This window comes from Kitasatospora sp. NPDC052868, assembly GCF_044547105.1.
In the GTDB taxonomy this organism is placed as follows: Bacteria; Actinomycetota; Actinomycetes; order Streptomycetales; family Streptomycetaceae; genus Kitasatospora.
Genome location: NZ_JBITZW010000029.1, coordinates 21,799 through 46,522 on the forward strand (window position 1 = coordinate 21,799; position 24,724 = coordinate 46,522).

The 24,724-nt window shown below is 74.3% G+C and carries 18 protein-coding genes, 2 tRNA genes and 1 pseudogene; 10 read left to right on the forward strand and 11 right to left on the reverse strand.

From position 1 onward, the window contains the following. Window positions 1-13: 13 nt before the first annotated feature. Window positions 14-865: pseudogene (locus ACIGZJ_RS32310) on the reverse strand (LysR family transcriptional regulator); the annotation flags it as partial. 196 nt (window positions 866-1,061) lie between these two features. Between ACIGZJ_RS32310 and snpA the strand changes: the two are divergent. From snpA to ACIGZJ_RS32330, 4 genes are all read left to right on the forward strand, one after another. Then, window positions 1,062-1,679, forward strand: coding sequence for a snapalysin (snpA, locus tag ACIGZJ_RS32315; protein ID WP_392938945.1), 618 nt, complete (start codon window positions 1,062-1,064; stop codon window positions 1,677-1,679). A 116-nt stretch (window positions 1,680-1,795) separates the two neighbouring features. Beyond that, window positions 1,796-2,455 (forward strand): pentapeptide repeat-containing protein, encoded by a 660-nt coding sequence (locus ACIGZJ_RS32320; protein ID WP_396460625.1) that lies wholly within the window; start codon window positions 1,796-1,798, stop codon window positions 2,453-2,455. Between the two features lie 190 nt (window positions 2,456-2,645). Further along, window positions 2,646-4,724 (forward strand): phosphocholine-specific phospholipase C, encoded by a 2,079-nt coding sequence (locus tag ACIGZJ_RS32325; protein ID WP_396460626.1) that lies wholly within the window; start codon window positions 2,646-2,648, stop codon window positions 4,722-4,724. 185 nt (window positions 4,725-4,909) lie between these two features. Beyond that, a complete protein-coding gene (locus ACIGZJ_RS32330; RefSeq protein ID WP_392938949.1) occupies window positions 4,910-5,176 on the forward strand; it encodes a hypothetical protein in 267 nt (88 codons plus the stop codon). 83 nt (window positions 5,177-5,259) lie between these two features. On the opposite strand, the gene ACIGZJ_RS32335 is transcribed toward ACIGZJ_RS32330, so the two are convergent. Then, a complete protein-coding gene (locus tag ACIGZJ_RS32335; RefSeq protein ID WP_396460627.1) occupies window positions 5,260-8,478 on the reverse strand; it encodes a S41 family peptidase in 3,219 nt (1,072 codons plus the stop codon). 332 nt (window positions 8,479-8,810) lie between these two features. On the opposite strand from ACIGZJ_RS32335, the gene ACIGZJ_RS32340 reads away from it, so the two are divergent. Next, the gene (locus tag ACIGZJ_RS32340; protein WP_396460655.1) at window positions 8,811-10,418 is read left to right on the forward strand and encodes a chitinase; all 1,608 of its coding nucleotides are present in this window, start codon (window positions 8,811-8,813) and stop codon (window positions 10,416-10,418) included. Window positions 10,419-10,481: 63 nt separating this feature from the next. On the opposite strand, the gene ACIGZJ_RS32345 is transcribed toward ACIGZJ_RS32340, so the two are convergent. After that, window positions 10,482-10,844 carry a MerR family transcriptional regulator gene (locus ACIGZJ_RS32345; protein WP_396460628.1) on the reverse strand — a complete coding sequence of 121 codons (363 nt, stop codon included), beginning with the start codon at window positions 10,842-10,844 and terminating at the stop codon, window positions 10,482-10,484. A 65-nt stretch (window positions 10,845-10,909) separates the two neighbouring features. Between ACIGZJ_RS32345 and ACIGZJ_RS32350 the strand changes: the two genes are divergently transcribed. Both ACIGZJ_RS32350 and hemC read left to right on the forward strand, forming a co-directional pair. Beyond that, a complete protein-coding gene (locus tag ACIGZJ_RS32350; protein WP_396460629.1) occupies window positions 10,910-12,106 on the forward strand; it encodes an MFS transporter in 1,197 nt (398 codons plus the stop codon). A gap of 99 nt (window positions 12,107-12,205) precedes the next feature. Next, window positions 12,206-13,141, forward strand: a complete 936-nt coding sequence (hemC, locus tag ACIGZJ_RS32355; protein WP_396460630.1) for a hydroxymethylbilane synthase — start codon at window positions 12,206-12,208, stop codon at window positions 13,139-13,141. An 85-nt stretch (window positions 13,142-13,226) separates the two neighbouring features. Here the strand turns inward: hemC and ACIGZJ_RS32360 are convergent. Both ACIGZJ_RS32360 and ACIGZJ_RS32365 read right to left on the reverse strand, forming a co-directional pair. Next, a tRNA-Lys gene (locus ACIGZJ_RS32360) sits at window positions 13,227-13,300 on the reverse strand. Window positions 13,301-13,370: 70 nt separating this feature from the next. Continuing rightward, entirely contained in the window at window positions 13,371-14,279 is a 909-nt protein-coding gene (locus ACIGZJ_RS32365; RefSeq protein WP_396460631.1) for an NADP-dependent oxidoreductase, read from the reverse strand. Between the two features lie 185 nt (window positions 14,280-14,464). Here ACIGZJ_RS32365 and ACIGZJ_RS32370 point away from each other — a divergent pair, with 185 nt between their 5' ends. Together ACIGZJ_RS32370 and pgi are read left to right on the forward strand one after the other, a co-directional pair. Next, the gene (locus tag ACIGZJ_RS32370; RefSeq protein ID WP_396460632.1) at window positions 14,465-16,048 is read left to right on the forward strand and encodes a Na+/H+ antiporter; all 1,584 of its coding nucleotides are present in this window, start codon (window positions 14,465-14,467) and stop codon (window positions 16,046-16,048) included. Between the two features lie 201 nt (window positions 16,049-16,249). After that, entirely contained in the window at window positions 16,250-17,911 is a 1,662-nt protein-coding gene (gene pgi / locus ACIGZJ_RS32375; protein ID WP_396460633.1) for a glucose-6-phosphate isomerase, read from the forward strand. 135 nt (window positions 17,912-18,046) lie between these two features. On the opposite strand, the gene ACIGZJ_RS32380 is transcribed toward pgi, so the two are convergent. The 6 genes from ACIGZJ_RS32380 to ACIGZJ_RS32405 form a co-directional block, all read right to left on the reverse strand. Further along, window positions 18,047-18,120, reverse strand: a tRNA-Lys gene (locus ACIGZJ_RS32380). Window positions 18,121-18,206: 86 nt separating this feature from the next. Further along, complete coding sequence (locus ACIGZJ_RS32385) at window positions 18,207-18,758, reverse strand: bifunctional DNA primase/polymerase (protein ID WP_396460634.1); 552 nt, start codon at window positions 18,756-18,758, stop codon at window positions 18,207-18,209. Between the two features lie 199 nt (window positions 18,759-18,957). Then, on the reverse strand, window positions 18,958-19,368 hold the full coding sequence (locus tag ACIGZJ_RS32390) for a hypothetical protein (protein ID WP_392938964.1): 411 nt from the start codon (window positions 19,366-19,368) through the stop codon (window positions 18,958-18,960). Window positions 19,369-19,581: 213 nt separating this feature from the next. Continuing rightward, a complete protein-coding gene (locus ACIGZJ_RS32395; protein ID WP_396460656.1) occupies window positions 19,582-20,931 on the reverse strand; it encodes an AAA domain-containing protein in 1,350 nt (449 codons plus the stop codon). An 8-nt stretch (window positions 20,932-20,939) separates the two neighbouring features. Then, window positions 20,940-22,535, reverse strand: a complete 1,596-nt coding sequence (locus tag ACIGZJ_RS32400; RefSeq protein ID WP_396460635.1) for a hypothetical protein — start codon at window positions 22,533-22,535, stop codon at window positions 20,940-20,942. Next, complete coding sequence (locus ACIGZJ_RS32405) at window positions 22,532-23,788, reverse strand: hypothetical protein (protein WP_396460636.1); 1,257 nt, start codon at window positions 23,786-23,788, stop codon at window positions 22,532-22,534. Before ACIGZJ_RS32405 ends, ACIGZJ_RS32400 begins: the two co-directional genes overlap by 4 nt. 254 nt (window positions 23,789-24,042) lie before the next feature. Here ACIGZJ_RS32405 and ACIGZJ_RS32410 point away from each other — a divergent pair, with 254 nt between their 5' ends. After that, window positions 24,043-24,693, forward strand: a complete 651-nt coding sequence (locus tag ACIGZJ_RS32410; protein ID WP_392938970.1) for a histidine phosphatase family protein — start codon at window positions 24,043-24,045, stop codon at window positions 24,691-24,693. The last annotated feature ends 31 nt before the right edge of the window (window positions 24,694-24,724 follow it).

Below are 24,724 nucleotides of genomic sequence, written 5' to 3' on the forward strand. Positions count from 1 at the left end.
CGCGCGGCCGCCAGGCGAGCAGCAGCCGCACGGCCAGCGGGTCGCCGTGCACCGGCCGGACGACCGTGCCGGGCCCGGGGACGGAGGTCGGCTGGCAGGGGCGGACGGCCTCGCCGGAGGCGACCAGCTCGGCGGCGGTCGCGTTGTCACGGACCTGGACCACCCGCGGGTTGAGCCCGGCCTCGGTGAAGACCCGGCGCATCGCCGCGTACTCGTGGTCGGCGGTCGGGTCCACCATCCAGGTGTCCTCGGCCAGGTCGGCCAGGTGGACGACGGGCGAGCCGGCGGCCGGGTGGTCGTGGGCGAGCGCGACGAACTGCGGCTCACGGGCCATCAGGACGCGGTGCTCGGCGTCCGGCGGGACCTTCAGCGGGAAGCCCTCGCTCTCGTGCACGAAGGCGACGTCCAACTGGTCGGCGGCGACCATCCGCAGCAGGGCGTTGGCGGAGATGTCCACGTGGATGGTGGTGTCCGTCTCCGGCAGCCGCTCGTGCACCCGGCGCAGCCAGGCCGCCACCGCGCGGCTGCCGACGCTGCCGATCCGCAGCCGACGCTTGCGCTCGGTGCTCCCGGCCTCCCGGGCCTCCTGGCGGGCGGCGGCGACCAGCGCGGCCATCTCGGCGATCACCGGCCGGGCCCGGGACAGCACCGAGTGGCCGAGCGCGGTGGGCCGGCTGCCGGTCTGCTCGCGGGTGAACAGCGTTCCGCCGATGGCCCGTTCGATCCGGTGCAGCTGGGTGGTGAGCGAGGGCTGGGTCATGCCGAGGTGCAGCGCGGCCTTGCGGAGGCTGCCGGTGTCGGCGATCGCGCACAGCACCCGGAGGTGTCTCACGTCGAGCTCCACCTTGGGAGCATAACGGCGCATCCCGGTCTCGCCAAGGACATGACACGTGCGGGAATGGCCCGGCCGGACGGGCAGGGCCCTATTGGCTGGTGCTATCACCGGTTGACATCATCCGCCGGGCCCGCGCGCTGACCGAAGCTCTGGGGCAGCAGGAATCATCCGGTGCCCCGCGACCGGCCCCCACCGGCCGCGGCATTCGCATACACGGAGCCCCCACATGAACCGCATCACGCGTACGCTGTCCGCTGCCCTCGGCCTGGCCCTCGCCGCCGGTGTGGCCGCCCTGCCCACGACGGCCGCCGCCGCGCCCGTCCAGGGCTACACCGCCACCAACACCTACGCCGGCTCGGCCGCCGAGGACGCCGACAACCAGGCGTTCTACGAGGCCGTGATGAAGTCGGCGCGGGCCAAGCAGGCGGCGACCCCGTACCTGAAGGTCGTCACCGTGACCTACGACGCCAGCAGCGCCCCGACCTTCCGCACCCAGATAGCCCAGAGCGCGCAGATCTGGAACGGCTCGGTCTCCAACGTCCAGCTGCGTTCCGGCTCCGCCGCCGACTTCCGCTACTACGAGGGCAACGACTCGCGCGGCTCCTACGCGAGCACCAACGGGCACGGCGGGGGCTACATCTTCCTCGACTACGCCCAGAACCGTCAGTACAACTCCACCCGGGTCACCGCGCACGAGACCGGTCACGTGCTCGGCCTGCCGGACCACTACTCCGGCCCCTGCAGCGAGCTGATGTCCGGCGGCGGCCCCGGCACCTCCTGCACCAACCCCTACCCGAACTCCACCGAGCGCAGCCGGGTGAACTCCCTCTGGGCCCGCGGCTGATCCGCTGAAAGCCGGTCCGGCCCGGCCGCTCCCCGGAGCGGCCGGGCCGGACCTGTCGGTGCCGCGTGCGAGCATGCGGGCGAAGACCGACCCGCCGACCACGAGGTGCCACCGCCATGCCGCTGTCCGTCCCCGACCGCCTGGCCGACCTGCCGTACGCCCACCTGCTGCGGACCCACACCGGCCCGCTGCGCACCGACGAGCGCTACGACACCGTCCACTTCGAGGGCGGGGAGTACCTCGACCAGGCGGCGGGCGGCGCGACCTTCCTGGAGTGCGCCTTCACCGGCGTCTCGCTGAGCGGGCTCAAGCTCCGCCGGGCCCGCTTCAACGAGGTCTGGGCGCAGGCCGGCCGCTGGGTGGCCTGCGAACTGGTGGAGAGCGAGTGGCAGGACAGCGCGTTCGTCGGCGGGGTGCTGGCCGGGGTGGCGGCGCACGGCTCGGCGCTGCGCCGGGTGGTGTTCCGCGGCTGCAAGCTGGAGGCGGTCAACCTGCGCGCCGCCGTCCTGCGGGACGTGGTCTTCGAGGACTGCCTGCTGCGCGACGTGGACTTCGGCGACGCCAAACTGACCGACGTCTCCTTCCCCGGCTCCACCCTGGAGGAGGTCCGGCTGCGCGGGGCGAAACTGGCCAGGACGGACCTGCGCGGGGCGGTCGCCCTCGGTCTCACCGACGGTCCGGAGGGGCTGCGCGGGGCGCTGATCAGCTCCCCCCAACTCCTGGAGCTGGCGCCGCAGTTCGCCCAGGCCCTGGGCATCACCGTGCAGGACCGGTGAACGGTCTGTGCAGGTGTCCGCACCGACCCCCCGTTAAGCCCCCGGTCGCCTGGTGACGGCGGGGCGAACAGTCCGCCAACCCTGACCCGGCCCCCTGGTGGGCCCGCTCCGGCGGGGTGGAGGATGCTGCGCGATCGATGAGCCCCAACTTGTGTGCACAACATCGCCAGCGAAGGGACGGGCCGCACTGATGGCCGAGCTGAGTCGTAGGAAGTTCGTGACGTTGTCGGGCGCCGCCGCGGCGGGGGTGGCGGTAGCCGGCACCCTCGGCGCCGGCCAGGCGCAGAGCGCGCCCACCGCGGTGGCGCCGTCGGCGGCGCTGTCGCAGACCGGCACCATCGCGGACGCGCAGCACATCGTCATCCTGATGCAGGAGAACCGCAGCTTCGACCACTACTTCGGGATGCTGCGGGGCGTGCGCGGCTTCGCCGACCGCAGCGCGATCCAGATCGCGGGCGGCAACAGCGTCTTCAACCAGCCCAACGGACTGCTCGGCCGGCAGTACCCGTGGCAGTTCAGCGCCACCAAGCCGGCCGGCGGCGCCGACCCCGAGCGCCTGGCCCAGTGCAACGGCGACCTCGCGCACGGCTGGTCCGACCAGCACAAGGCCTGGAACAGCGGGAAGATGGACTCCTGGGTCGCCGCCAAGGGCAACGTCCGCACGCTCGGCTACCTCACCCGCCAGGACATCCCGTTCCACTACGCGCTCGCCGAGAACTGGACCATCTGCGACGCGTACTTCTGCTCCGTCCTCAGCGCCACCGGCCCCAACCGCACCTATCACTGGAGCGGCCAGATCGACCCGGCCGGCAGCGCGGGCGGCCCCGCCTACGACGGCGGCGACGAGAAGGGCCTGCGCTGGCAGACCTACGCCGAGGCGCTGGAGAACGCCGGGGTGAGCTGGAAGCTCTACCAGAACGCGGCCGACAACTACGGCGACAACGCGCTGGCGTACTTCACCCAGTTCTCCGGCGCGCCCGCGGGAAGCCCGCTCGCCGTCAAGGGCATGGGCTCCGTCCCCAGGGCGACCGGCCGGACGCCGGACGACATCGTCGCCGCGATCCGGGCCGACGTCGTGAACGGCACGCTCCCGCAGGTCTCCTGGATCGTCCCCGACCAGGGCTCCTCCGAGCACCCGTACTCCACGCCCGCCGACGGCGCGCACTTCGTCCACAACGTGATCGACGCGCTGAACGCCAACCCGGACGTCTTCAACTCCACCGTCCTCTTCCTCAACTACGACGAGAACGACGGCTTCTTCGACCACGTCCCGCCGCCCACCGCCCCGGCCGGCACCCCCGGCGAGTTCTACAACGGCACCAACATCGGCCTCGGCTTCCGCGTCCCGATGATCGCCATCTCGCCCTGGACCCGCGGCGGCTGGGTGAACTCCGAGGTCTTCGACCACACCTCGGTGCTGCGCTTCATGGAGCAGTGGACCGCCGCCATCGGCAAGCCCGCCACCTGCCCCAACATCAGCGACTGGCGCCGCCGGGTGTGCGGTGACCTCACCAGCGCCTTCGACTTCGCCCACCCGGTCTACGGCCTGCCCGCCCTGCCCAACACCGACGCGGTGATCGGCATGTCCAGCTGCGGCCCGCTGCCCAACCCGGCGCCGGTCGACAACCGGCTGCCCGTGCAGGAGTCCGGCACCCGCCAGGCCCGCGCCCTGCCGTACCAGCCGAACGCCAACCTGGACCACCTGGAGTTCGGCTCCGGCGGCGTCATCAAGGTCTGGCTGAAGATGGCCAACGAGGGCGCCGAGGCCCGGAAGTCGGCGCACTTCGCGGCCTACGCCAACGCCTACCGCAGCGGCGGCCCCTGGCAGTACACCGTCGACCCCGGCGGCAACCAGAGCGACTTCTTCAACTGCGGTACCGGCTACGGCAACGGCCAGTACGACCTCTCGGTGGTCGGCCCCAACCGCTTCCTGCGCCGCTTCAAGGGCGACGCCACCAAGGCGGGCAAGAACGCGGCCGTCACCGCCTCGTACGCGGTCGAGCCGGGCACCGGGAAGCAGGCGCTCTACCTCCGGCTCGCCAACACCGGCGGTACGCCGCTGACCTTCACCATCGCCTCCAACAACTACCGGACGGACGGCCCCTGGACGTACCAGGTCCCGGCCGGCGGCAACGTCAGCGACTTCTTCAACGCGGTCGCCTACACCAACGGCTGGTACGACTTCACCGTCACGGTGGACGCGGACGCGACCTGGTCGCAGCGGTTCACCGGCCACCTGGAGACCGGTACGGCCAGCATCAGCGGCTGACACCGGGGGCGGACGGCCGGCGGGGCCCCGGGGACCACGGATCGTGGACCTCCCGGGGCCCCGCCGTCGTCGGCCACGACCGTGCCCGACCACGCGCCCCGACCGTGCGCCCCGCGCAGCGGATGCGGTCCGCCGCCCCCGGTGTGAGAGTGGGGGCAGCCCGGAAGTCGTCCGGAGGAGGAGTCATGGGCATCTTCGACAGGTTCCGCCACAAGGCGCACGGCGGCGCCGAGGAGGCCAGGTCCTCGCTCGGCGGGGGAGCCGAGCAGGACACCACCGCGATGACGGACGCCGCACAGCGCGCCGCCCTCGCCCACGACGAGGCCGCCGACGCGTTCAGCGTCGACACGGAGAAGGCCCGCGAGGCGGCCCAGGCCGCCGACCTGGCCGAACACGACGCGGAGGAGCGGGCCCGCGAGGAGATGACCGCCGAGGGCGACCCCTGGGACTGACCCGCACCGTGACGCCGTAGGGCGCGCCCGCAGGCCGGGCGCGCCCCGTCGTCACGTCCGCGGGCCCGGGCCCGGGCCCGGCGTCACGCCCGCGGCGGCAGCGGCGGGCGCCGCAGGTCCGGACGCGGGGTGTCGTCCGGGGGCGGGACGGCGGCCGGGGCGTCCTCCAGCAGCTCCAGCGCAAGCCGCACCGCCGTGACCAGTTCGATGTGCCGCCCGCGCGCCCAGTCCTGCGGGGTCCGCAGCACGTGCACGTCCGGCTCCACCCCGTGGTTCTCCACCGACCAGCCGAGCCCGCCGGTGAACCAGGAGGCGTTCTTCGGCACCGAGATCTGCGTCCCGTCGCCGAGCGTGTGCCGCCCGGTCATCCCGACCACCCCGCCCCAGGTGCGGTTGCCCACCACCGGGCCCAGCCCCAGCAGTCTGATCGCCGCGATGACCACGTCGCCGTCCGAGCTGGTGGCCTCGTCGGCGAGCGCCACCACCGGCCCGCGCGGCGCGTCCCGCGGCCACCGCACCGGCTGCCGCCCCCGGCTGAAGTCCCAGGCGAGCACCCGCCGGGTGAGCTTCTCCAGGACCAGCTCCGAGACGTTGCCCCCGGCGTTGCCGCGCACGTCCAGGACCAGCGCGGGCTTGTCCAGCTCCCGCCGCAGGTCCCGGTTGAACTGCGCCCAGCCGGAGCCGCCGAGGTCCGGGATGTGCAGGTAGCCGCACCGGCCGTCGCTGAACTCCCGGACCAGGGTCCGGCGTTTGGCCACCCAGTCCTGGTAGCGGATGGCCCGCTCGTCGGTCAGCGGGGTGACGGCGATCCGCCGGATCCGGCCCTCGGGCCCGCTGCGCAGGGTGAGCTCGACGGTGGTGCCGCCGGTGCCGACCAGCAGCGGCTCCGGACCGCGCAGCGGGTCCACCGGGCGCCCGGCGACCGCCAGCAGCTCGTCGCCGTCCTGCACGCCGTGGGTGGCCAGCGGGGCGCGGGCGCGCGGGTCGGAGGACTCGCCGGGCAGCACCCGGTCGACCAGCCAGCGCCCGTCGGGGGAGCGGTGGGCGTTGGCGCCGAGCAGCCCCAGCGGCTGCTGGGTGAGCGCGGGCCCCTCACCGCGCCGGGACGGTGTGACGTAGGCGTGCGAGGTGCCGAGTTCGCCGAGCAGCTCGCGCAGCAGGTCGGCGAAGTCGTCCGGTCCGGCGACGCGCTCCAGCAGCGGCTCGTACTGCTCGACCAGCGCGGGCCAGTCCAGCCCGGACATGCCGGCGTCCCAGAACTGGTCGCGGACGATCCGGGCCGCCTCCCCGTACGCCTGGCGCCATTCGGCGGCCGGGTGCACGGTGTGGGTGATCCGCCGCAGGTCGACGGTGGTCGCGGCGGAGGGGGCGGAGACCGGGACGATCCGCAGCGTGCCGCTGGAGTAGACCGCGACGGAGCCGCCGTCGCCGGAGACCGCGTAGCCGTCCAGCTTGTCGACCAGCGTGGAGCGGGTGCCCCGGGCCAGGTCGAAGTACTCCAGCGAGGGGCGCCCGGAGGTGTCGTCCGGACTGGCGAAGGTCTGCCCGAGGGTGCCGGAGATCGGCCAGCGCAGCCAGACCAGGCCGCCGCGCACCGCATCGGTGGCCGAGTACTTGGAGGCGATCACCGGGAACTGCACCAGCCGCTCGGCGATGCCCTGCGGCTCCACCTCGACGGTGCCGTCGCCGCCGCCGTCGCCGCGCGGGGCGCCGTCCTCGGCCGGGGCGGCGAACGGCGACGGGGTGTCGGCGGTCAGCGGGACGAGGTAGGGGCGGCAGCCGAGCGGGAAGGAGAGGTCGCCGGTGTGCACGTCGTGGACGGGGTCGAAGCCCCGCCAGGAGAGGAAGGCCAGGTAGCGGCCGTCCCGGGTGAACACCGGCTGCTCGTCCTCGAACCGGCCGTCGGTGACCTCGGTGATCGCCGCGGGCCCGTCGGTGCGGGTGAGCCGGATCCGGCGCAGCGAGCGCCCGGCCACCGGCTGCGACCAGGCGATCCACCGCGAGTCGGGGGAGAAGCGGGCGGCGGAGACCGGGCCGTGGCCGGAGGCGGCCAGTTCGCGGACCTCGCCGTCGGCGGCGCCGACCAGCAGCAGCCGTCCGTCGGAGGCGGCGACGGCCAGCCGCGCGCCGTCGGGGGAGGCGGTGAGCTCCAGGACCCGGCCGAGCCGCCCGCCGGCGAGCAGCCGGTGCCCGTGCTGGGCGGGGGCGCCCTCGTGGCCGGGCAGCGGGACGATCTCGACCGCGTCCGCGCCCTGCGCGTCGGTGATCCAGGCGGCCTCGCCGGTGTGGCCGAGCACGACCGGCAGCCGGGTGCGCACGCCCGGGGTGTCGGCGAGCGCCCGGGCCGGGCCGTCCCGGTGGGTCAGCCAGTACTGGCTGCCGCGGATGGTGATCACCCCGGCGCGGCCGGTCTGGTCGCAGGCGAGGTCCTTGACGTGGGAGGCGGCGCTCACCTGGTAGGGCCGGCGCCCGGCCCGGGCGCCGCCGAGCGGCACCCGCAGCCGGCGGGGCGCGGGGGCGTCCAGGCCGTCCAGCAGCCAGAGGTCGCCGGCGTGCTGGTAGACGATCCGGGTGCCGTCGGTGGCGGCCTCGCGGGCGTAGTAGGAGGCGTGGTCGGTGTGCCGGCGCAGGTCGGTGCCGTCGGGGCGGCAGGAGTAGAGGTTGCCGATGCCCTCGTGGTCCGAGAGGAAGGCGATCCTGGACCCGCCGGGCCCGCCGACGGGCATCGGGGAGGCGAGGTGGCCGCGGTGGTCGGGGAGGATCCGCTCGCCGTCCACCCAGAGCCGCCCGGTGGCGCCGCCCCGGTAGCGCTTCCAGGCGGCGGGTTCGTGCGGTGCCGAGCCGGTGAGCAGCACGGTGTGCGCCCGGCTCATCTGGGCGTCGCCGACCGGCCCCCAGGGCATCCGGCGCCCGGGTGAGCCGTCCGGCGGCAGCGCGTGCGCCCAGGTGTAGTGGCCGAAGGGCTCGTGGCGCGAGGTGACGGCGAGCACCTCGCCGTCCGGCAGCCAGCCGCGGACCCGGGTGTCCTGGCTGCCCCAGTGGCTGAGCCGGGCGGCCGCGCCGCCCTCGACGGGGGCCGTCCACACCTCGGGGGTCAGGCTCTGCCAGCTGGTCCAGGCGAGGGTCCGCCCGTCGGGGGAGAACCGGGGGTGGCTGACCCGGGTGCGGTCGCAGCCGACCCGCCAGGCCCGCCCGGCGGAGCCGTCGGGGGCGAGCGGCGCGATCCAGACGTCGTCCTCGGCGGTGAACGCCAGCAGGTCCCCGCACAGGTGGGGGTAGCGGAGGTAGCCGGGTGACGTCACCCCTCCATGGTTCGACGGGGTGTCACGTCCGGCAACCGGACGCGGTGCTGGCGGGCCGGTCGCCGGGGTGTCCCGAACACGCCCACCGGTCTGGACCATTGACACCGCCCGACCGAATCCACTTCAGTGGTCTAGTCCAAATAGGGTGCGCGGTCGGGCCGAACCCCCACTGGCACGTACCTTCGGCGCGCCCTCGGACGTCCCCCACGATTCGCGCCCCCGCAGGAGTCCCCCGCATGCGCAGAACAGCACCCGTACCCGCCGCCGCCCCGGCCCGCCGCCCCCGTACGCTGCTCGCGGCCGGAACCGCCTCGGCCGTCGCCGCCGCCACCATGGTCGGCCTCACCCTGGGCCTCGCGCCCACCGCCTCGGCCGGGGAGTTCCTGGTCAACGGCGGCTTCGAGAGCGGCGCCCTGAACCCCTGGAGCTGCACCGGAGGCACCGGCAGCGTCGTCACCGGCCAGTCGCACGGCGGCGGTTACGCGCTGGCCGCGGCCGCCTCGGCGAGCGACAGCGCCCGGTGCGCCCAGACCGTCGCGGTCGCCCCCAACACCACCTACACGCTTAGCGCGTACCTCAAGGGCTCGTACGTCTACCTCGGCGTGGACGGCGGCACCAGCACCTGGACGCCCGGCACCGGCGGCGCGTACCAGAAGCTCAGCGTCGCCTTCACCACCGGCGCCAACCAGACCAGCGCCACCGTGTACACGCACGGCTGGTACGGGCAGGGAACCTACTACGCGGACGACGTCTCGCTGGACGGCCCGGGCGCGCCCTCGCCGACCGCCACCCCCACGGCGACCCAGTCGCCCACCGCCACGGCCTCCCCGACCGTGACGCCCACCGGGACGGCCTCCCCGACGGCGACCGCCACCGCGACCTCATCCCCGACGGCCACCGTCTCCCCGACCGCGCCGCCCCCCGGCGGCCACTCCCTGGTCGGATACCTGCACGCCAGCTTCGCCAACGGCGCCGGCTACACCCGGATGGCCGACGTCCCGGCCTCGTGGGACTTCATCAACCTCTCCTTCGGCGAGCCGACCTCCGTCACCTCCGGCGACATCCGGTTCAACCGCTGCCCGGCCACCGAGTGCCCGACCGTCGAGTCCGACGCCGACTTCAAGGCCGCCATCGCGGCCAAGCGGGCCCAGGGCAAGAAGGTCCTGATCTCGATCGGCGGCCAGAACGGCCAGGTCCAGCTCACCACCGCGGCCGCCCGCGACACCTTCGTCAGCTCGGTCTCGGCGATCATCGACAAGTGGGGCCTGGACGGCCTCGACATCGACTTCGAGGGCCACTCGCTCTCCCTCAACACCGGCGACAACGACTTCAAGAACCCGACCAGCCCGGTCGTCGTCAACCTGATCTCCGCGGTGAAGACCCTGAAGGCCAAGTACGGCGCGGGCTTCGTCCTCACCATGGCCCCGGAGACCTTCTTCGTCCAACTCGGCTACCAGTACTACGGATCCGGCCCCTGGGGCGGCCAGGACCCGCGGGCCGGCGCCTACCTGCCGGTCATCTACGCCCTGCGGGACGACCTCACCCTGCTGCACGTCCAGGACTACAACTCCGGCTCCATCATGGGCCTGGACAACCAGTACCACTCGATGGGCGGCGCCGACTTCCACGTCGCCATGACCGACATGCTGCTCAAGGGCTTCCCGGTCGCGGGCAACACCAACAACGTGTTCCCCGCGATCCCCGCCTCCAAGCTCGCCATCGGCATGCCCGCCACCACCAACGCCGGCAACGGCTACGTGGCCCCCGCAGAGGTCAACAAGACCCTGGACTGCCTCACCAGGCTCGCCAACTGCGGTACCTACGTGCCCAAGTCGGGCGCCCAGCCCGGCCTGCGCGGCCTGATGACCTGGTCGATCAACTGGGACCAGTTCGGCGGCCGGGAGTTCTCGAAGAACTTCGACGGCTACTTCCACCGCTGACCGCCGCGCCGGGCGCCGGACGGGGCCCGCCCCCTCCGGCGCCCGGTGTCGTCCCGGCACCGGTCAGCGGTCCACCCGGACCGCCTCCAGGTACTCGGCGATCGCGTCCCGGTTGCGGGTGAGGAACCGGATCCGCTCGCTCATCCCGGCCAGCTCGTGCTCCAGGGTGGCGATCATCTCCGGGGTGGCGTCCGGGAAGTGGATGATCCGGGGCTTGTCCAGACAGGGCAGGATCTGTTTGATGATGCGGGTCGGCAGGCCGGAGTCGAGCAGCCCGCGGATCTGCAGCACCCGGTCGACCGAGGGCCCGTCGTACTCGCGGTAGCCGTTGGGGGAGCGGTCGGCCAGGATCAGGCCCTGCTCCTCGTAGTAGCGCAGCAGTCGCCGGGACGTCCCGGTCCGCTCGGACAGCTCCCCGATCCGCATGTGACCCACCCCACAGCCGAGCACGTTGACCCTCACATCAATGTGAGGGTTCGAGCATAGTCGCCATGCGGACCACAGAGCTACCAACCACCGTAGACCAGCGGGGACTTCCCGTGCCGGCCCTGCTGGCGCTGGCCACCGCCGTCTTCATCACGGCCCTCACCGAGACCCTGCCCGCCGGCGTCCTGCCCGCGATGAGCGCCGACCTCGGGGTGAGCGAGTCCGCCGCCGGTCAGTCGGTCACCATCTACGCGATCGGCACGGCGGCCACCGCCATCCCGCTCACCGCGGCCACCGCGGGGTGGCCCCGCAAGCGGCTGCTGCTCAGCGCGATGGCCGGGTTCGCCGCGGCCAACACCGTCACCGCCCTCTCCGGCAGCTACCCGCTGACCATGGCCGCCCGGTTCGTCGCCGGGGTCGCGGCCGGCCTCGCCTGGGCGCTGCTCGCCGGGTACGCCCGCCGACTGGCCCCGGTGCCGCTCCAGGGCAAGGCGATCGCCATCGCGATGACCGGCGCACCGCTCGCGCTGTCCCTGGGCGTCCCGGCCGGGACCTTCCTCGGCAAGCTGCTCGGCTGGTGGGTGGCGTTCCTGATCATGACCGTGCTGGCCGTCGGCGTGATCGCCTGGATCGCGGCGGCGGTGCCCGACCACCCCGGCCAGGAGCGGGCCGAACGGACCCCGGTCCTGCGGGCCCTCGCCGTTCCGGGGGTGCTGCCGGTGCTGTTCACCACCTTCGTCTTCGTGCTGGCCCACACCGTCCTCTACACCTACATAGCCCCGTTCCTGGACCGGCTCGGGATGGGCGGCTCCACCGACGCCGTCCTGCTGGCCTTCGGCGTCGCCTCGCTGGTGGGCATCTGGTTCACCGGTGCCCACATCCACCGCCGGCTGCGCACGCTCACCGTCGCGAGCACCCTGCTGGTCGCGGCGGCGGCCGCGGTGCTGGCGGTCACGGCCGGCAGCCCGCTGCTGGTCCACCTCGCGGCGGTGCTCTGGGGCCTCGGCTGGGGCGGGATCCCCACCCTGCTGCAGACGGCCGTCGGTGACGCGGGCGCCGAGCACGCCGACGCCGCCCAGGCGATGCTGGTCACGCTCTGGAACGCGGCGATGGCGGGCGGCGGGGTGGTCGGCGGCCTGCTCCTCGACCGCTTCGGCTCGGACACCTTCCCCTGGACGGTGCTGGCGCTGATGGCCCCGGTCCTCGCGGTGGTCGTCGCCGCCCGCCGGCACGGCTTCCCGGCCGTGCGCGCCACCCGGTGAACACCGTCCGGTCCCCGGGGCGGCCGCCGCGCCCCGGGGACCGGCGTGTCCAGCAAGCCCGAAGCAATCCGCCGCGAAATGACGACCTATCATCCATCCATGGCCTCAGCTCAGTTGATCCGCATCGTCTCCCGTTCCTCGCCGATGGCGCTCGCGCAGGTCGAGCGCGTCCGGGCCGAGCTCGCCGCCCTGCACCCGGGGCTGCGGACGGAGGTCGTCCCGGTGACCACCTCCGGGGACCGCTGGATGGGCGATCTGGCGCGACTCGGCGGGAAGGGCGCCTTCACCAAGGAGGTGGACGAGGCGCTGCTCGCCGGGGAGGCGGACCTCGCGGTGCACTGCCTCAAGGACGTGCCCGCCGACCGCCCGCTGCCCGCCGGGACGGTCTTCGCGGCCTACCTGCGGCGCGACGACATCCGCGACGCGGTCGTCCACCCGGGCGGGCTCACCCTCGACGAGCTCCCGGGCGGCTCCCGGATCGGCACCTCCTCGGTCCGCCGCCAGGCCCAGCTCGCCGCCTCGCACCCGCATCTGGCCTGCGTGCCGATCCGCGGCAACGCCAACAGCCGGCTGGCCAAGCTGGCCGCCGGGGACGCCGACGCGCTGCTGCTGGCCGCCTCCGGCCTGGAGCGGATCGGGGAGCAGGCGCGGATCACCGAGATCCTCCCGGTCGAGACGATGTGCCCGCCGATCGGCGCGGGCGTCCTCGCCCTCCAGTGCCGGGAGGAGGACACCGCCACCATCGAGGCCGTGACCGGCCTCGGCCACCACGAGACCTGGCGCGAGGCGAGCGCCGAGCGGATGTTCCTGCACGTCCTCCAGGGCCACTGCAACTCGCCCATCGCCGGCTACGCCAAGGCCGAGCCGGACGGCCGGCTCTCGCTGCGCGGCCGGGTGTTCTCCCCGGACGGCAAGCGGATCCTGGACGCCCACGAGTGGGCCGGCTCGCTCACCCCCGAGGACCTCGGCACCGCGACGGCCCTCGCGCTGAAGCGGCAGGGGGCGTCCGAACTGATCGCCGCCATCCCGCACTGACCGGTTCGCCGCCCCGCGCCCCCGCGGGGGCGCGGGGAAACGCCGGAAGGCCCCTCGCTTTCGCAAGGGGCCTTCCGGCTGTCTGTGCGCCGCCAGGGACTCGAACCCCGGACCCGCTGATTAAGAGTCAGCTGCTCTAACCAACTGAGCTAGCGGCGCCTGCTGACGAGGAAGACATTACCTGGTCAGCGGCTGAAACTCGAAATCGGGCCGGGTCGGGGGCCGGCCCTCAGGGCACCAGCACGACCTTGCCCCGGACGTGCCCGCCGGCGACCAGGCGGTGCGCGTCGGCGGCGCGCCCCAGCGGGAAGGTGTCGGCGATCTCCAGCCGCAGCCCGCCGTTCTCCCAGAGCCCGACCAGCTCGGCCAGCCGGGCGGCGTTCCGCTCGGCGCGCAGGGCGCGCAGTCCGAGCCGGCCGGCGGTGGGGAAGTCGGTGATGGTGGCGATCCGGTCGCGGTCGGCGACCAGCTCGACGGAGGCCTCCAGGGCGCCGCGCCCGGCGGCGTCGAAGGCCGCGTCCACACCCTGCGGCGCCACCGCGCGCACCCGCTCGACCAGACCCTCGCCGTAGACCACCGGTATCGCGCCCAGCTCGCGCAGGTAGTCGTGGTTGCGCTCGCTCGCCGTGCCGATCACCGTGGCGCCCCACGCCCGGGCGAGCTGGACGGCGACCGTGCCGACGCCGCCGGCGGCGCCGTGGACCAGTACGGTGTCGCCCTTGCCGACCTTCAGCGCGGTGAGCCCGGTGTGGGCGGTCTGGCCCGAGGCGGAGAGCGATCCGGCCTGCTCCCAGGGCATGCCGGACGGCTTGGCGACCAGCTGGGTGCCGTCCACCGTGACGAACTCGGCGTAGCTGCGGAGCAGCCGGAAGCCCAGCACCTCGTCGCCGACCTTCCAGCCGGCGCCGCCGGGGCCGACCTGGTCGACCACCCCGGCGAACTCGTTGCCCGGGACGACCGGCGGCTCGACCACGACGCCCGGCGGGGTCCGGCCCTCCCGGACGGCGAGGTCGGCGGGCTGCACCCCGGCCGCGTAGACCCGCACCCGCACCTCGCCGGGCCCGGCCGAGGGCGTGGGCACCTCGGCGACCCGCAGTACCTCCGGGCCGCCGAACTCGGGAACGGTGACTGCCTTCATGGGAAGTTCCTGCCTCTCTGCCGGGACGTGATCCGCTCCCGTGATGATCGGATTTGAAGTGGGCTTGAGGTCAACCCCTACTCGGCGTGTTGCGACAGTCGGGTGCATTGTCAGATTTATCCTTGGCGGCGGTCCGGACCTCGTCCGGCCGCGCACGTCTGATCGCCACCGAGAGGAACCTCCCCGTGGGCCAGCTGCCCCTGCTCTTCCTGGTGCTGCTCGCCTCCGTGGTGACCATGCCGCTGGCCCGCCGGACCGGCGTACCGCAACCCGTGCTGATGACCCTGCTCGGCATCGTCATGGCGGTGATCCCGCAGATCCCCGACATCGCCATCGACCCCGACCTGATCCTGCCGCTGGTCCTGCCGCCGCTGATCTTCGCCGTCGCCCGGCGCTCCTCGGTCCGCTACTTCCGGGCGAACGTCCGCTCCATCCTGCTGCTCGCCGTCGCCCTCGTCGTGGTCACCACGATCGCGGTGGCCGGCACCGTCCACTGGCTGCTGCCCGCGCTGCCCGTCGCGGCCGCCATCGCCGTCGGCGCGCTGGTCTCGCCGCCCGACCCGGTCGCCGCCGTCGCGGTGGCCGGCAGCGTCGGGCTGCCCCGCCGACTGGTGTCGATCCTGGAGAGCGAGGGCCTGTTCAACGACGTCACCGCGATCGTGATCTACTCGCTGGCCATCGACGCGGTGGTCTCCGACGACTTCTCCATCGACCACGCCGTCCTGCGCTTCGTGCTCTCGGCTGTGGTCGCCGTCGCCGTCGGTGTCGCCCTCGGCTGGCTCAACGCCAGGCTCGCCTCCTTCCTGGAGGACCCGACCCAGCAGGTCGCGCTCAACCTGCTGGTGCCCTTCGCGGCCTACACCCTGGCCGAGGAGATCCACGGCTCCGGCGTGCTCGCCGTCGTGGTCTGCGCGCTCTACCTCGCCGAACGGGCCGCCGAGGCCGACGCGGTCTCCTACCGGCTGGTCGGCAACGCCTTCTGGGAGATCGTCGAGATCCTGATCACCGGCGTCGCCTTCGGCCTGATCGGCCTGGAGCTGGCCACCGTCCTCAAGGAGGCCGGCACCGGCTGGACCGGCATGCTCGGCGACGCGGCCACCGTCATCGCCGTCGTGGTCGTGGTCCGGCTGCTCTGGCTGCTGCCGGCCGGCTGGCTCTCCAAGCGGCTGCGGGCCGGCTCCGAGGAGGACACCCCGATCAGCTGGCAGGAGAGCGTGGTGCTCTGGTGGTCCGGGATGCGCGGGGTGGCCACCGTCGCCCTCGCCCTGGCCATCCCGCTGACCGACCACTCCGGCGAGGGCTTCCCCGAGCGCGGCCGACTGGTCTTCATCGCCTTCAGCGTCGTCCTGTTCACCCTGCTGGTCCAAGGCCTCACGCTGCCCTGGCTGGCCAAGCGGCTGCACCTGGACATCGACCAGGACAAGCACGAACAGGCGGTGCGCCAGCTCTGGTGGCGGGCCGCCAAGGCCGGACTGACCCGGCTCGGCGAACTGGAGGAGCAGGACAACCTGCCCGCCGAGGTGGCCGACCGCCTGCGGGACCGTCAGCACGACCGGCTGGCCCGGCTCTGCCCGGAGAAGTACGCCGAGGAGGAGGCCTCCGAGGCGAAGCTGCGGCTCGGCCAGTGGCGCGCCGCGTACACCGTCGAGCAGGAGATGATCGCCGCCTCCCGGCGCGAGATGCTGGCCGCCCGCAGCGAGCTCGGGGCCGACCCGGAGCTTGTCGACCAGGTGCTCCGCGGGCTCGACCTGCGCTCCGAACGGAAGTGACGGGCCGTCCGGACCGGGCCGGCGAGCCGCGACCGGACGTGACCGAACGGAATGTGCGCACCCGGTCCCCGCGTTGCATAGGCTGACCCCGGGCAGGCCGTCAACGGAGTCGGCGCACCAGCCAGTACCCGCACGACCTCGCGAAAACCCTCCCGCCTGGCCCTGCCGGTATCTGCACCCAGATGAATCGAGGAGCCACCGATGTCGGAGACCCGTGCCGACTCCCGTACCCCGCTGGACCGCACCCCGCAGTGGGCCGCCCTCGGCAAGCACCGGGCGGAGCTCGGCGAGACGCACCTGCGCGAGCTGTTCGCCGCCGACCCGGAACGCGGCCGCCGCTTCACCCTCCAGGTCGGCGACCTGCACGTGGACTACGCCAAGCACCTGGTGACGGACGAGACCCTCGCGCTGCTGCGCGAGCTCGCCGAGGCCACCGGCGTGGCCAGGCTGCGGGACGCGATGTTCCGCGGCGAGAGGATCAACACCACCGAGCAGCGCGCCGTGCTGCACACCGCGCTGCGCGCCCCCCGCGGCGCCGTCGTCGAGGTCGACGGCGAGAACGTGGTGCCCGCGGTGCACGCCGTCCTCGACCGGATGGCGGCCTTCGCCGAGCAGGTCCGCGGCGGCGAGTGGCGCGGCCACACCGGCAGGCGGATCACGGCGGTCGTCAACATCGGCATCGGCGGCTCGGACCTCGGCCCCGCGATGGCCTACGAGGTGCTGCGCTCCTACACCGCGCGCGACCTCGACGTCCGCTTCGTCTCCAACGTGGACGGCGCCGACCTGCACGAGGCCGTCCGCGACCTGGACCCGGCCGAGACGCTGTTCATCGTCGCCTCCAAGACCTTCACCACGATCGAGACCATCACCAACGCGGTCTCGGCCCGCGACTGGCTGCTCACCGGCCTCGGCGCCGGCACCGAGGCGGTGGCGAAGCACTTCGTCGCCCTGTCCACCAACGCCGAGGGCGTCTCGGACTTCGGCATCGACACCGCCAACATGTTCGAGTTCTGGGACTGGGTGGGCGGCCGCTACTCCTACGACTCGGCGATCGGCCTCTCGCTGATGATCGCCATCGGCCCGGCGGCCTTCCGCGAGATGCTCGACGGCTTCCACCTGGTCGACGAGCACTTCCGCACCGCGCCCGCCGAAGAGAACGTCCCGCTGCTGCTCGGCCTGCTCGGGGTCTGGTACGGCGCGTTCTTCGACGCCCAGGCGCACGCCGTGCTGCCGTACTCGCACTACCTGTCGAAGTTCACCGCCTACCTCCAGCAGCTGGACATGGAGTCCAACGGCAAGTCGGTGGACCGCGAGGGCAACCCGGTGACCTGGCAGACCGGCCCGGTGGTCTGGGGCACCCCCGGCACCAACGGCCAGCACGCCTACTACCAGCTGCTGCACCAGGGCACCAAGGTCATCCCGGCGGACTTCATCGGCTTCGCCGAGCCGGTCGCCGACCTGCCGGCCGGCCTGGTCGCCCAGCACGACCTGCTGCTGGCGAACTTCTTCGCCCAGACCCAGGCGCTGGCCTTCGGCAAGACGCCGCAGGAGGTCGAGGCCGAGGGCGTGCCGGCCGAGCTGGTGCCGCACAAGACCTTCAAGGGCAACCACCCGACCACCACGCTGCTGGCCGCCCGGCTGACCCCGTCGGTGCTCGGCCAGCTGGTCGCGCTGTACGAGCACAAGGTGTTCGTCCAGGGCGCGATCTGGAACATCGACTCCTTCGACCAGTGGGGCGTGGAGCTCGGCAAGGTGCTCGCCAAGCGGATCGAGCCGGTGCTGCTGACCGGTGAGGGCGCCGACGCGCTGGACAGCTCCACCGCCGAGCTGGTCGCCCGCTACCGCTCGCTGCGCGGCCGCTGAGCCCGGCGGGGCCGTCGGCCGGGGAACGCCCCCGGTCGGCGGCCCTTCGCGTGCCCGGGGGCCCTCGGCCCTCGTCGGTGTGTGGGGAAACGCCGGAAGGCCCCTCGCTTTCGCAAGGGGCCTTCCGGCTGTCTGTGCGCCGCCAGGGACTCGAACCCCGGACCCGCTGATTAAGAGTCAGCTGCTCTAACCAACTGAGCTAGCGGCGCCTGCTGACAGAGAAGACTTTAGCAGTGGCCCGCGGCCCCGCCAAAATCGAATACCGGACGCCCGGATCCGTCGCGTCCCGGCCCGCTCAGCCCGCCGGCAGCGCTGCCGGTACGGCCCGCGGCAGCGGCTCCCTCGTCGCCCGGACGCAGGCCCAGAGCACCACCGAGGCGCCCGGCAGCCACGGTTCCCGACTGTCCGGGGCGACGATCCAGCGCCCGGAGCCGAGCCCGGGGGAGTCCGGGCTGTTCACCATCCGCTGCACCGGCGGGACGGTCACCGCGTCGCCCCGGCCGTGGCAGAGCAGCGGCGGCACGTCCCGGGCCCACTCCTCCCAGGCCAGCAGCCGGCGAAGCCGGGCGGCCGCGCCGGGCTGGACGAACAGCAGCGTGCGGCCGCGGTAGGTGGCGACCGGTCCGCAGCCGGGGCCGGAGGTCCACAGCTCGTCCAGCACCCGGCGGCCGAACAGCGACGGCATGCTGATCACGTCGAAGGCGCGCCCGCAGGGCAGCACCGAGGGCGCCCACGGGCGTGACTCCCACAGGGCGCGCATACTGCGCGGGTACTCACTGGCGGAGGCGAGCCAGGCCTCCCCGGCCACGGTGACGTACTCCACGGATTGATACGTCCAGATGTCCACGCACAGCAGACTGCGGTGTACCCGGGGTGGCCGGGAGGGAAAGCGCGGTTTGCCGGACAACGCGCCCGATGGCGGAGTACCCTCCCCGGCGCATATGCCAGCGGCGAGGTCTGTGCCCCCTGGATCCCCGCCGCTCTGCCCCCTGCCCCCCCGGATCCCCCGCTCCCCGGTCCCGGCCGGGGGCGTCGGCCGTCAGCCGTCAGCCGTCGTCGTGGCGGCGGGGCTGGAGCAGGCTGCGTCCGTACTCGATCATCCTGGCCGCGTAGTCCGGGGTCCAGTCCACCCGGTCGGCGATCTCGGCGTCGGAGAGCGCGTCGAACCGGCGGGTGTCCGCGAGCTGCGCGGCGGCCACCGCCTGGAAGTCGGTGGCCCGCTCGGCGGCCGCCCGGAACGCCAGCGCCAGCTCGGTGGAGCGGCGCAGCAGCTCGGAGGGGTCGTCGATCGACTCCAGGTCGAAGAAGCGCTCCGGCTCCGGCTCGGCGGCCTGCGGCTCGAACAGCAGCTGCGCCGGGCGCAGGCGCCGGGCGGGCGCCTCCTCGGCGCCCCGGCCCGGGCCGGCCTGCGCGGTCGAGCCGCTCTGGTCGGACGCCTTCGCGTGGGAGTCGGGCATGGACGGACACCTCCGGGTGATCGATGAGGGCGGACGACGGCTCCTGGGGACGGCGCCGCCCGGTCGTGACCGTCGTCCATTGTCTCGCGGCGGTAGCCGGTAACGGAACGGTGCGATCGAGGACGCTATTCCCGCCCGGCGCCCGCCCCGTTCGGTGCGCCGGGGGCGCGCCCCCGCGCGGTGACCCCGCAGGCGCCCCCGGAGCCCGGGGTGTCACAGCCGTACGCGGTGCCCGGCCAGGTGGTGCAGCACCTGGTGGTTGGCCTCCCAGCCGTCGGGGAACTTGACCGTGACGCCCAACTGCACCGGCTCGGTGGACGGATGCTCGTCCAGCAGCTCGGCGATGCCGGCCCGGGCCACCACGATGCAGGCGTGCCGGTGGCGGGAGGCGAGCACGCAGAGCCGGCCGGTCTCCAGGTGGAAGGCGGTGGCGTCCGGCCGCCCGGAGAGCGGGTGCAGCACCACCGTCACGTCGTACTCACGGCCCTGCAGCCGGTTCGCGGTGTCGACGGTGACCGCGGGGCCGGCCGTCGGATCGACCGGGACACCCGCGCTGACCAGCGCCGCCCGGACGGCCGCCGCCTGGTCCCGGTGGGCGGTGCCGACCGCGATCCGGCCCGGGGCCAGCGGGGTCGAGCCCTGCTCGGAATGGGCGGTGATGCCGCGCTCAAGCAGCCGCCGGACGGTGGCCGCGACGGCGGCGACGGCCTGCGGGTCGGTCCGGACGGTGTGCCGGGCGGGCAGCTCCAGCAGCGACCAGCCGTGTTCGGCGGCCCGGTCGATGGCCGCGTCCAGGGCGGAGCCGTCCGGGCGCACCGCGGCGGTGAGCCGGCGGTCCTGGGGGCCGGTGCCGGAGCGGAACGGCGTGTACGGGTAGAACGCGCCGGAGATCAGGGGCGCCGCGCTGGCCGGCAGCCGCCAGGAGACCGGCAGCCGGTGCGGCTCGATCTGCGGGTTGTGCGCGAGCAGGGTGACCACGGCACTGCTCGACGGGTCGTAGGACAGGCCCGCCCACTGCTCGGTGCCGACCACGGTGAACGGGTCCAACTGGCCCGGATCCCCCACGAACAGCGCCCGCTCGAACAGCCGGGCCACGGCCAGCAGCGCGTCCGAACGCATCTGGTACGCCTCGTCGACGATCGCGTGCCGCCAGGGCGCCTCGGTCTTCACCCACTGCCACTTGGCGGAGGTCGAGACGACCACGTCGAGTTCGGCGAGGTCCGCCACCTTGTCGGAGGGCGTGACGTTGGCGTGCCGCAGCACCTCGGGCCCGGGACGGGAGTCCGCCGCGTGCAGCCGGCCGATGGTCAGATCCGGTGCCTTCTCCGCCAGTCGGCCGACCAGGTCGTCCACCTGGCCGTTGGTCTGGGCGACGATCATCAGCCGCTCGCCGGCCCCGACCAGCTCCCGGGCGGCGCGCACCACCAGGGTGGACTTGCCGGCGCCGGGCGGCGAGTCCACCACCACGCCGCGCGGGGCGCCCGGTGCCGGGCTGACGGTGGCCGCCAGGATCCGGGCCACGGCGGCGTCGGCGGCCGCGCCGGGGGAGTGCTCGGTGCTCATCTGCCGGGTCACTCCCACTCCTCGGTGGCTGGGGCCACGGGTTCGGCGGCGCCGGGCGGGCCACCGTGCGTCCACGGGGTGTCGTCGGGATCGGGCAGCGGTGCGGACTGCCGGACCGTCAACTCGAACAGGGTGAAGACGACCCGCTCACCCGGCTCGGGCAGGCTCCCCGGCTCGGGCTCCTTCTTGCGGCCCATGCCGGACAGCACCCGCAGGGTGATGGTGCCCTCGGCCGGGTCGACCGCCGCGATCCGCGCCTTCTGCGCCGACGGGCCGTGCACCCGGTGCGCCTCGCGCCCGAGGTCGGCGTGCGGGTGGTCCTCGGTGCGGACCGTCACCAGCGGGCGCGGCTTGGGGGAGCGGCCGGAGGTGTCGTAGTCCGGCACCACCTCGGTCACCACCCCCGCGAAGGCCTCGCCGGCCAGCCGGTGCTCGGCCATCGCCAGCGGATCGTCCAGCGCCTCCTGGACGTCCAGGCGGACCTGCTCGCGCTCGCGCTGTGCCAGCTTCCGGGCGGCCGTCACGGCGTCGTCCTGCCGGGGCTGCGGCGGCTCGCCGGCCGCCAGCCGGTCCCGGTGGCCGGTGTACGACCAGCGGTCGCCCGTCCAGCGCTCCTCCAGGTGACCGGCCGGCGGCAGGGTGCGCAGCAGGTCCAGGCCCTGCCAGACGTCGTGCCAGGTGGGCAGCAGCACCTGCTCCAGCGCGGCGCGCAGCTGCTCGACGGCGCCCCGGACCGCGCCGCGGGCCCGCTCGGCGTCCTGCGGCCCGCCGGCCCCGGCGGCGTGCGCCAGGGCGGAGGCGGCGGCGTCGTAGCGGGCGATCGCCGGGCCGAGGACCAGCTCGTCGAAGCGCGGGTCGGTGGCCGGCCCGGCCGGCGGGTGGAGCAGCTGGCCGTGGGCGTCGCGGGCGGCCTCGGCCCGCTCGGCCGCCTCGGCGCCGGTCAGCCCGGTCGGCGGGGTGTGCCAGGCGAGCTGGGCGGCCAGGTGCTGGTCCTCCAGGTGGCTCTGGCCGGTCGCCCAGTGCCGGGCGAGCAGGCCGGTCATCGGCAGCAGCAGGCTGGTGCCCGGCACCTGGGCCCGGTCGGTGAGGTGGGTCAGCCAGCGGCCGAGCAGCGGCACCCGGGCCGGCGCCGGGTACGGGCCCGGATCGTCGTCCTCGATGGTGCGGCGGAACCGGGTGGAGCGGCCGAGCAGGGCCAGGTGCTGCACGCCGGCGCTGTTGGGGACGACCAGCTGCGGCGCGTCGGCGCACAGCTCGCGCAGGACCTGGGTCTTCTCGCCCGTCTCCGGGTCCTTCTCGGAGCCCTCGATCTGCTCGACCTCGGCGCCGAAGGACTCCAGGTACGGCAGCAGGTCGGCGGCCAGCTCGGCCAGGAAGTCGAAGCGCAACGTGCGGTTGAGCGGTTGCGGGACGAGGTGCAGCCGGGGTGCGGACCGGTCGGTGCCGAGCAGCACGGCCAGTGGTGCACCGGCCTCGCCGGCCGCCGTCAGCGGGACGAGGACCATCGGGCGGTCGGAGAGGTGGCGGTGGCGGACGGTGGCCAGCGGCTCGGCCCGGCCGCTGCGGACGGCCTCCAGCCGGGCGAGGGTGCCGAGCAGGCTCATCGGACGGCCCCGGCGGTGCTCGCCCCCACGGTGTCCGTTCGTACGGTGTCCGTCGGCACGGTGTCCATCCGCACGGTGCGGCCCAGCGCCTCGGCGCGCAGCGCGGCCGCGTACGCCAGGCGTGCGGCGGCCTCCTCGGTGCCGTCGCCGGTGCTGGCGGCCAGCGCCGCGGTGACCGTCCGGATGCTGCCGAGCTCGCCGCGCACGCCCCGGCCCAGCTGCTCGACCCGGTCGTCGCAGCGGGCCCGGGAGCGGCAGTGGAAGCCCAGTTCGCAGGTGGAGAGGCAGTCCGGGCTGTAGGCGGCGGGCACCGCCTCGACCGCCTCGGCCAGCGCCTCGGCGGGGCGGGTCGGCGCGCCGTCCCGGCCGGGTGCGAGGTCGAAGGTGGCGCCCGGGGGCAGGGCGTCCAGCAGCCGGTCGATGCCGGTCATCCGGCTCAGCTGGCGGCGGGTGGTGGCCAGCTCGCGGCGGACGTCGACGGCGACGGCGGTGGGCCGGTTGCCGAAGTCCTTCGGGCAGACCAGCAGCACGCTCAGCCGCGGGCTGCCCGGCAGCCGCTGCTCCCGGTACGGGTCCGGGTCGACCGGGCGGCTGGCCAGTGCGGCGGCGGTCTCCTGGAGCGCCAGCACGTACACGGCGGCCTGCCGGGCGGCGGCGCCGACCTTGGCCGGGTCCGCGCTGCCGTCCAGGACCGGGAAGGACTTGATCTCGACCACGGTGCACCGCCCGCCGTGCACCACCACGGCGTCCGGCTCCAGGTAGGCGGAGCTCCCGGCCACCGTCAGGCGCAGCAGCGGGTGGTCCAGCAGCGTCCAGGCGTCCGGATCGGCGGCGGCCTCGGCCAGCGCGGCGGCCGTGCGCTCGGCCCGGACCGCCGGCCCCGAGCGGCGCAGCAGATCGGGTACGACGAGCGGGGCGCCGCCGTCCACCGGGAGGCCGAGGTGGCGGCGGAGCGGCTCCAGCAGGGCCGTGTACCCGTCCGCCTTCAGCCGGGACTCGAAGATCACGCCGCGCGCGATGGCGAACGGCGACTGCCCGAACGGGGCGGGGCGGCCGAGCCGGGCGGCCAGCGCCGACTTGTCGACCCCCGCGGCGTCGAGCACGGCGCGGCGGTGGCAGCCCGGGTTGGCGGCGAGCGCGGCGAGGGAACGGGCGTTCAGGCTGCGCTGCGGCGCCGGACCGCGCAGCTCGGCGAGCCGCTGGGCGATCGGCTCAAGGTGTCCGCCGGGCGGGACATTCGTCGAGGCGTTCATGGTGCGGCCCAGTGTCGCACCCGGGTCCGACAATCCGGTCCGGACCGGCCGGATCGGGCGATCTCCGGCCCGGGGGCGGGGTGGTGCGGTACCCGGGGCGGGGGTGCCGTGCCTGGGACGGGTGGGGCGGGGTGCCGCGGGCCGGGCCCGGCCCGGTGCGGGATCGTGGGGCGCCCCCGGGTGAGGGATCATGGAGCCCGGTGCTCAAGGGTGAGACCGACCGTTGCCACCGCCCCGTTGCGAGGAGCCTTCCCATGCCCGCCCGAATCGTGCTGGTCCGCCACGGCGAGACCGAATGGTCGGCCACCGGCCGCCACACCGGCCGCACCGACATCCCGCTCACCGAGGAGGGCCGGGCGATGGCCCGGGCGCTCGGTGCCCGGCTGGCCGAGGCCCCCTGGAACGGCCTGCCGGACGCGCTGGTCTACACCAGCCCGCTCGACCGCGCCAAGGAGACCTGCGCACTGGCCGGCTTCGGCGACCGTGCGGTGGACCGCCCCGAGCTGCTGGAGTGGGACTACGGCAGCTACGAGGGCCGCACCGGCTCGGACATCCGCGCCACCGACCAGCCCGGCTGGCTGATCTGGCGGGACGGCGTGCCGGGCGGCGAGAAGCTCGGCGAGGTGGCCGCCCGGGTCGACGCCTTCCTGGCCGGCCTCAACGACGAGCACGGGGTGCCCGAAGCGGACACCACCGTCATGCACGGCGCCGACCGCGACGTGCTGCTCTTCGCCCACGGCCACCTGCTGCGCATTCTCACCGCGCGCTGGCTGGGGCTGCCGCCCGAGTACGCCCAGCGCTTCAAGCTCGGGACGGCGGCGCTCTGTGTGCTCTCCTGGGAGTACGGCGCCCCGGCGGTCGAGGTCTGGAACGACCTCGGCCACCTGGAGGGCCTGAAGCACTGACGGCCGGTCGGCCCCGGTACCCGGGTGTCGG

What these genes read in the sequence shown, in the direction of transcription:
- snpA (WP_392938945.1), top strand. Translation starts at nt 1,062, where the DNA reads ATGAACCGCATCACGCGTACGCTGTCCGCTGCCCTCGGCCTGGCCCTC.
- ACIGZJ_RS32320 (WP_396460625.1), top strand. Translation starts at nt 1,796, where the DNA reads ATGCCGCTGTCCGTCCCCGACCGCCTGGCCGACCTGCCGTACGCCCAC.
- ACIGZJ_RS32325 (WP_396460626.1), top strand. Translation starts at nt 2,646, where the DNA reads ATGGCCGAGCTGAGTCGTAGGAAGTTCGTGACGTTGTCGGGCGCCGCC.
- ACIGZJ_RS32330 (WP_392938949.1), top strand. Translation starts at nt 4,910, where the DNA reads ATGGGCATCTTCGACAGGTTCCGCCACAAGGCGCACGGCGGCGCCGAG.
- ACIGZJ_RS32340 (WP_396460655.1), top strand. Translation starts at nt 8,811, where the DNA reads ATGGTCGGCCTCACCCTGGGCCTCGCGCCCACCGCCTCGGCCGGGGAG.
- ACIGZJ_RS32345 (WP_396460628.1), bottom strand. Translation starts at nt 10,844, where the DNA reads ATGCGGATCGGGGAGCTGTCCGAGCGGACCGGGACGTCCCGGCGACTG.
- ACIGZJ_RS32350 (WP_396460629.1), top strand. Translation starts at nt 10,910, where the DNA reads ATGCGGACCACAGAGCTACCAACCACCGTAGACCAGCGGGGACTTCCC.
- hemC (WP_396460630.1), top strand. Translation starts at nt 12,206, where the DNA reads ATGGCCTCAGCTCAGTTGATCCGCATCGTCTCCCGTTCCTCGCCGATG.
- ACIGZJ_RS32365 (WP_396460631.1), bottom strand. Translation starts at nt 14,279, where the DNA reads ATGAAGGCAGTCACCGTTCCCGAGTTCGGCGGCCCGGAGGTACTGCGG.
- pgi (WP_396460633.1), top strand. Translation starts at nt 16,250, where the DNA reads ATGTCGGAGACCCGTGCCGACTCCCGTACCCCGCTGGACCGCACCCCG.
- ACIGZJ_RS32390 (WP_392938964.1), bottom strand. Translation starts at nt 19,368, where the DNA reads ATGCCCGACTCCCACGCGAAGGCGTCCGACCAGAGCGGCTCGACCGCG.
- ACIGZJ_RS32395 (WP_396460656.1), bottom strand. Translation starts at nt 20,931, where the DNA reads ATGAGCACCGAGCACTCCCCCGGCGCGGCCGCCGACGCCGCCGTGGCC.
- ACIGZJ_RS32400 (WP_396460635.1), bottom strand. Translation starts at nt 22,535, where the DNA reads ATGAGCCTGCTCGGCACCCTCGCCCGGCTGGAGGCCGTCCGCAGCGGC.
- ACIGZJ_RS32405 (WP_396460636.1), bottom strand. Translation starts at nt 23,788, where the DNA reads ATGAACGCCTCGACGAATGTCCCGCCCGGCGGACACCTTGAGCCGATC.
- ACIGZJ_RS32410 (WP_392938970.1), top strand. Translation starts at nt 24,043, where the DNA reads ATGCCCGCCCGAATCGTGCTGGTCCGCCACGGCGAGACCGAATGGTCG.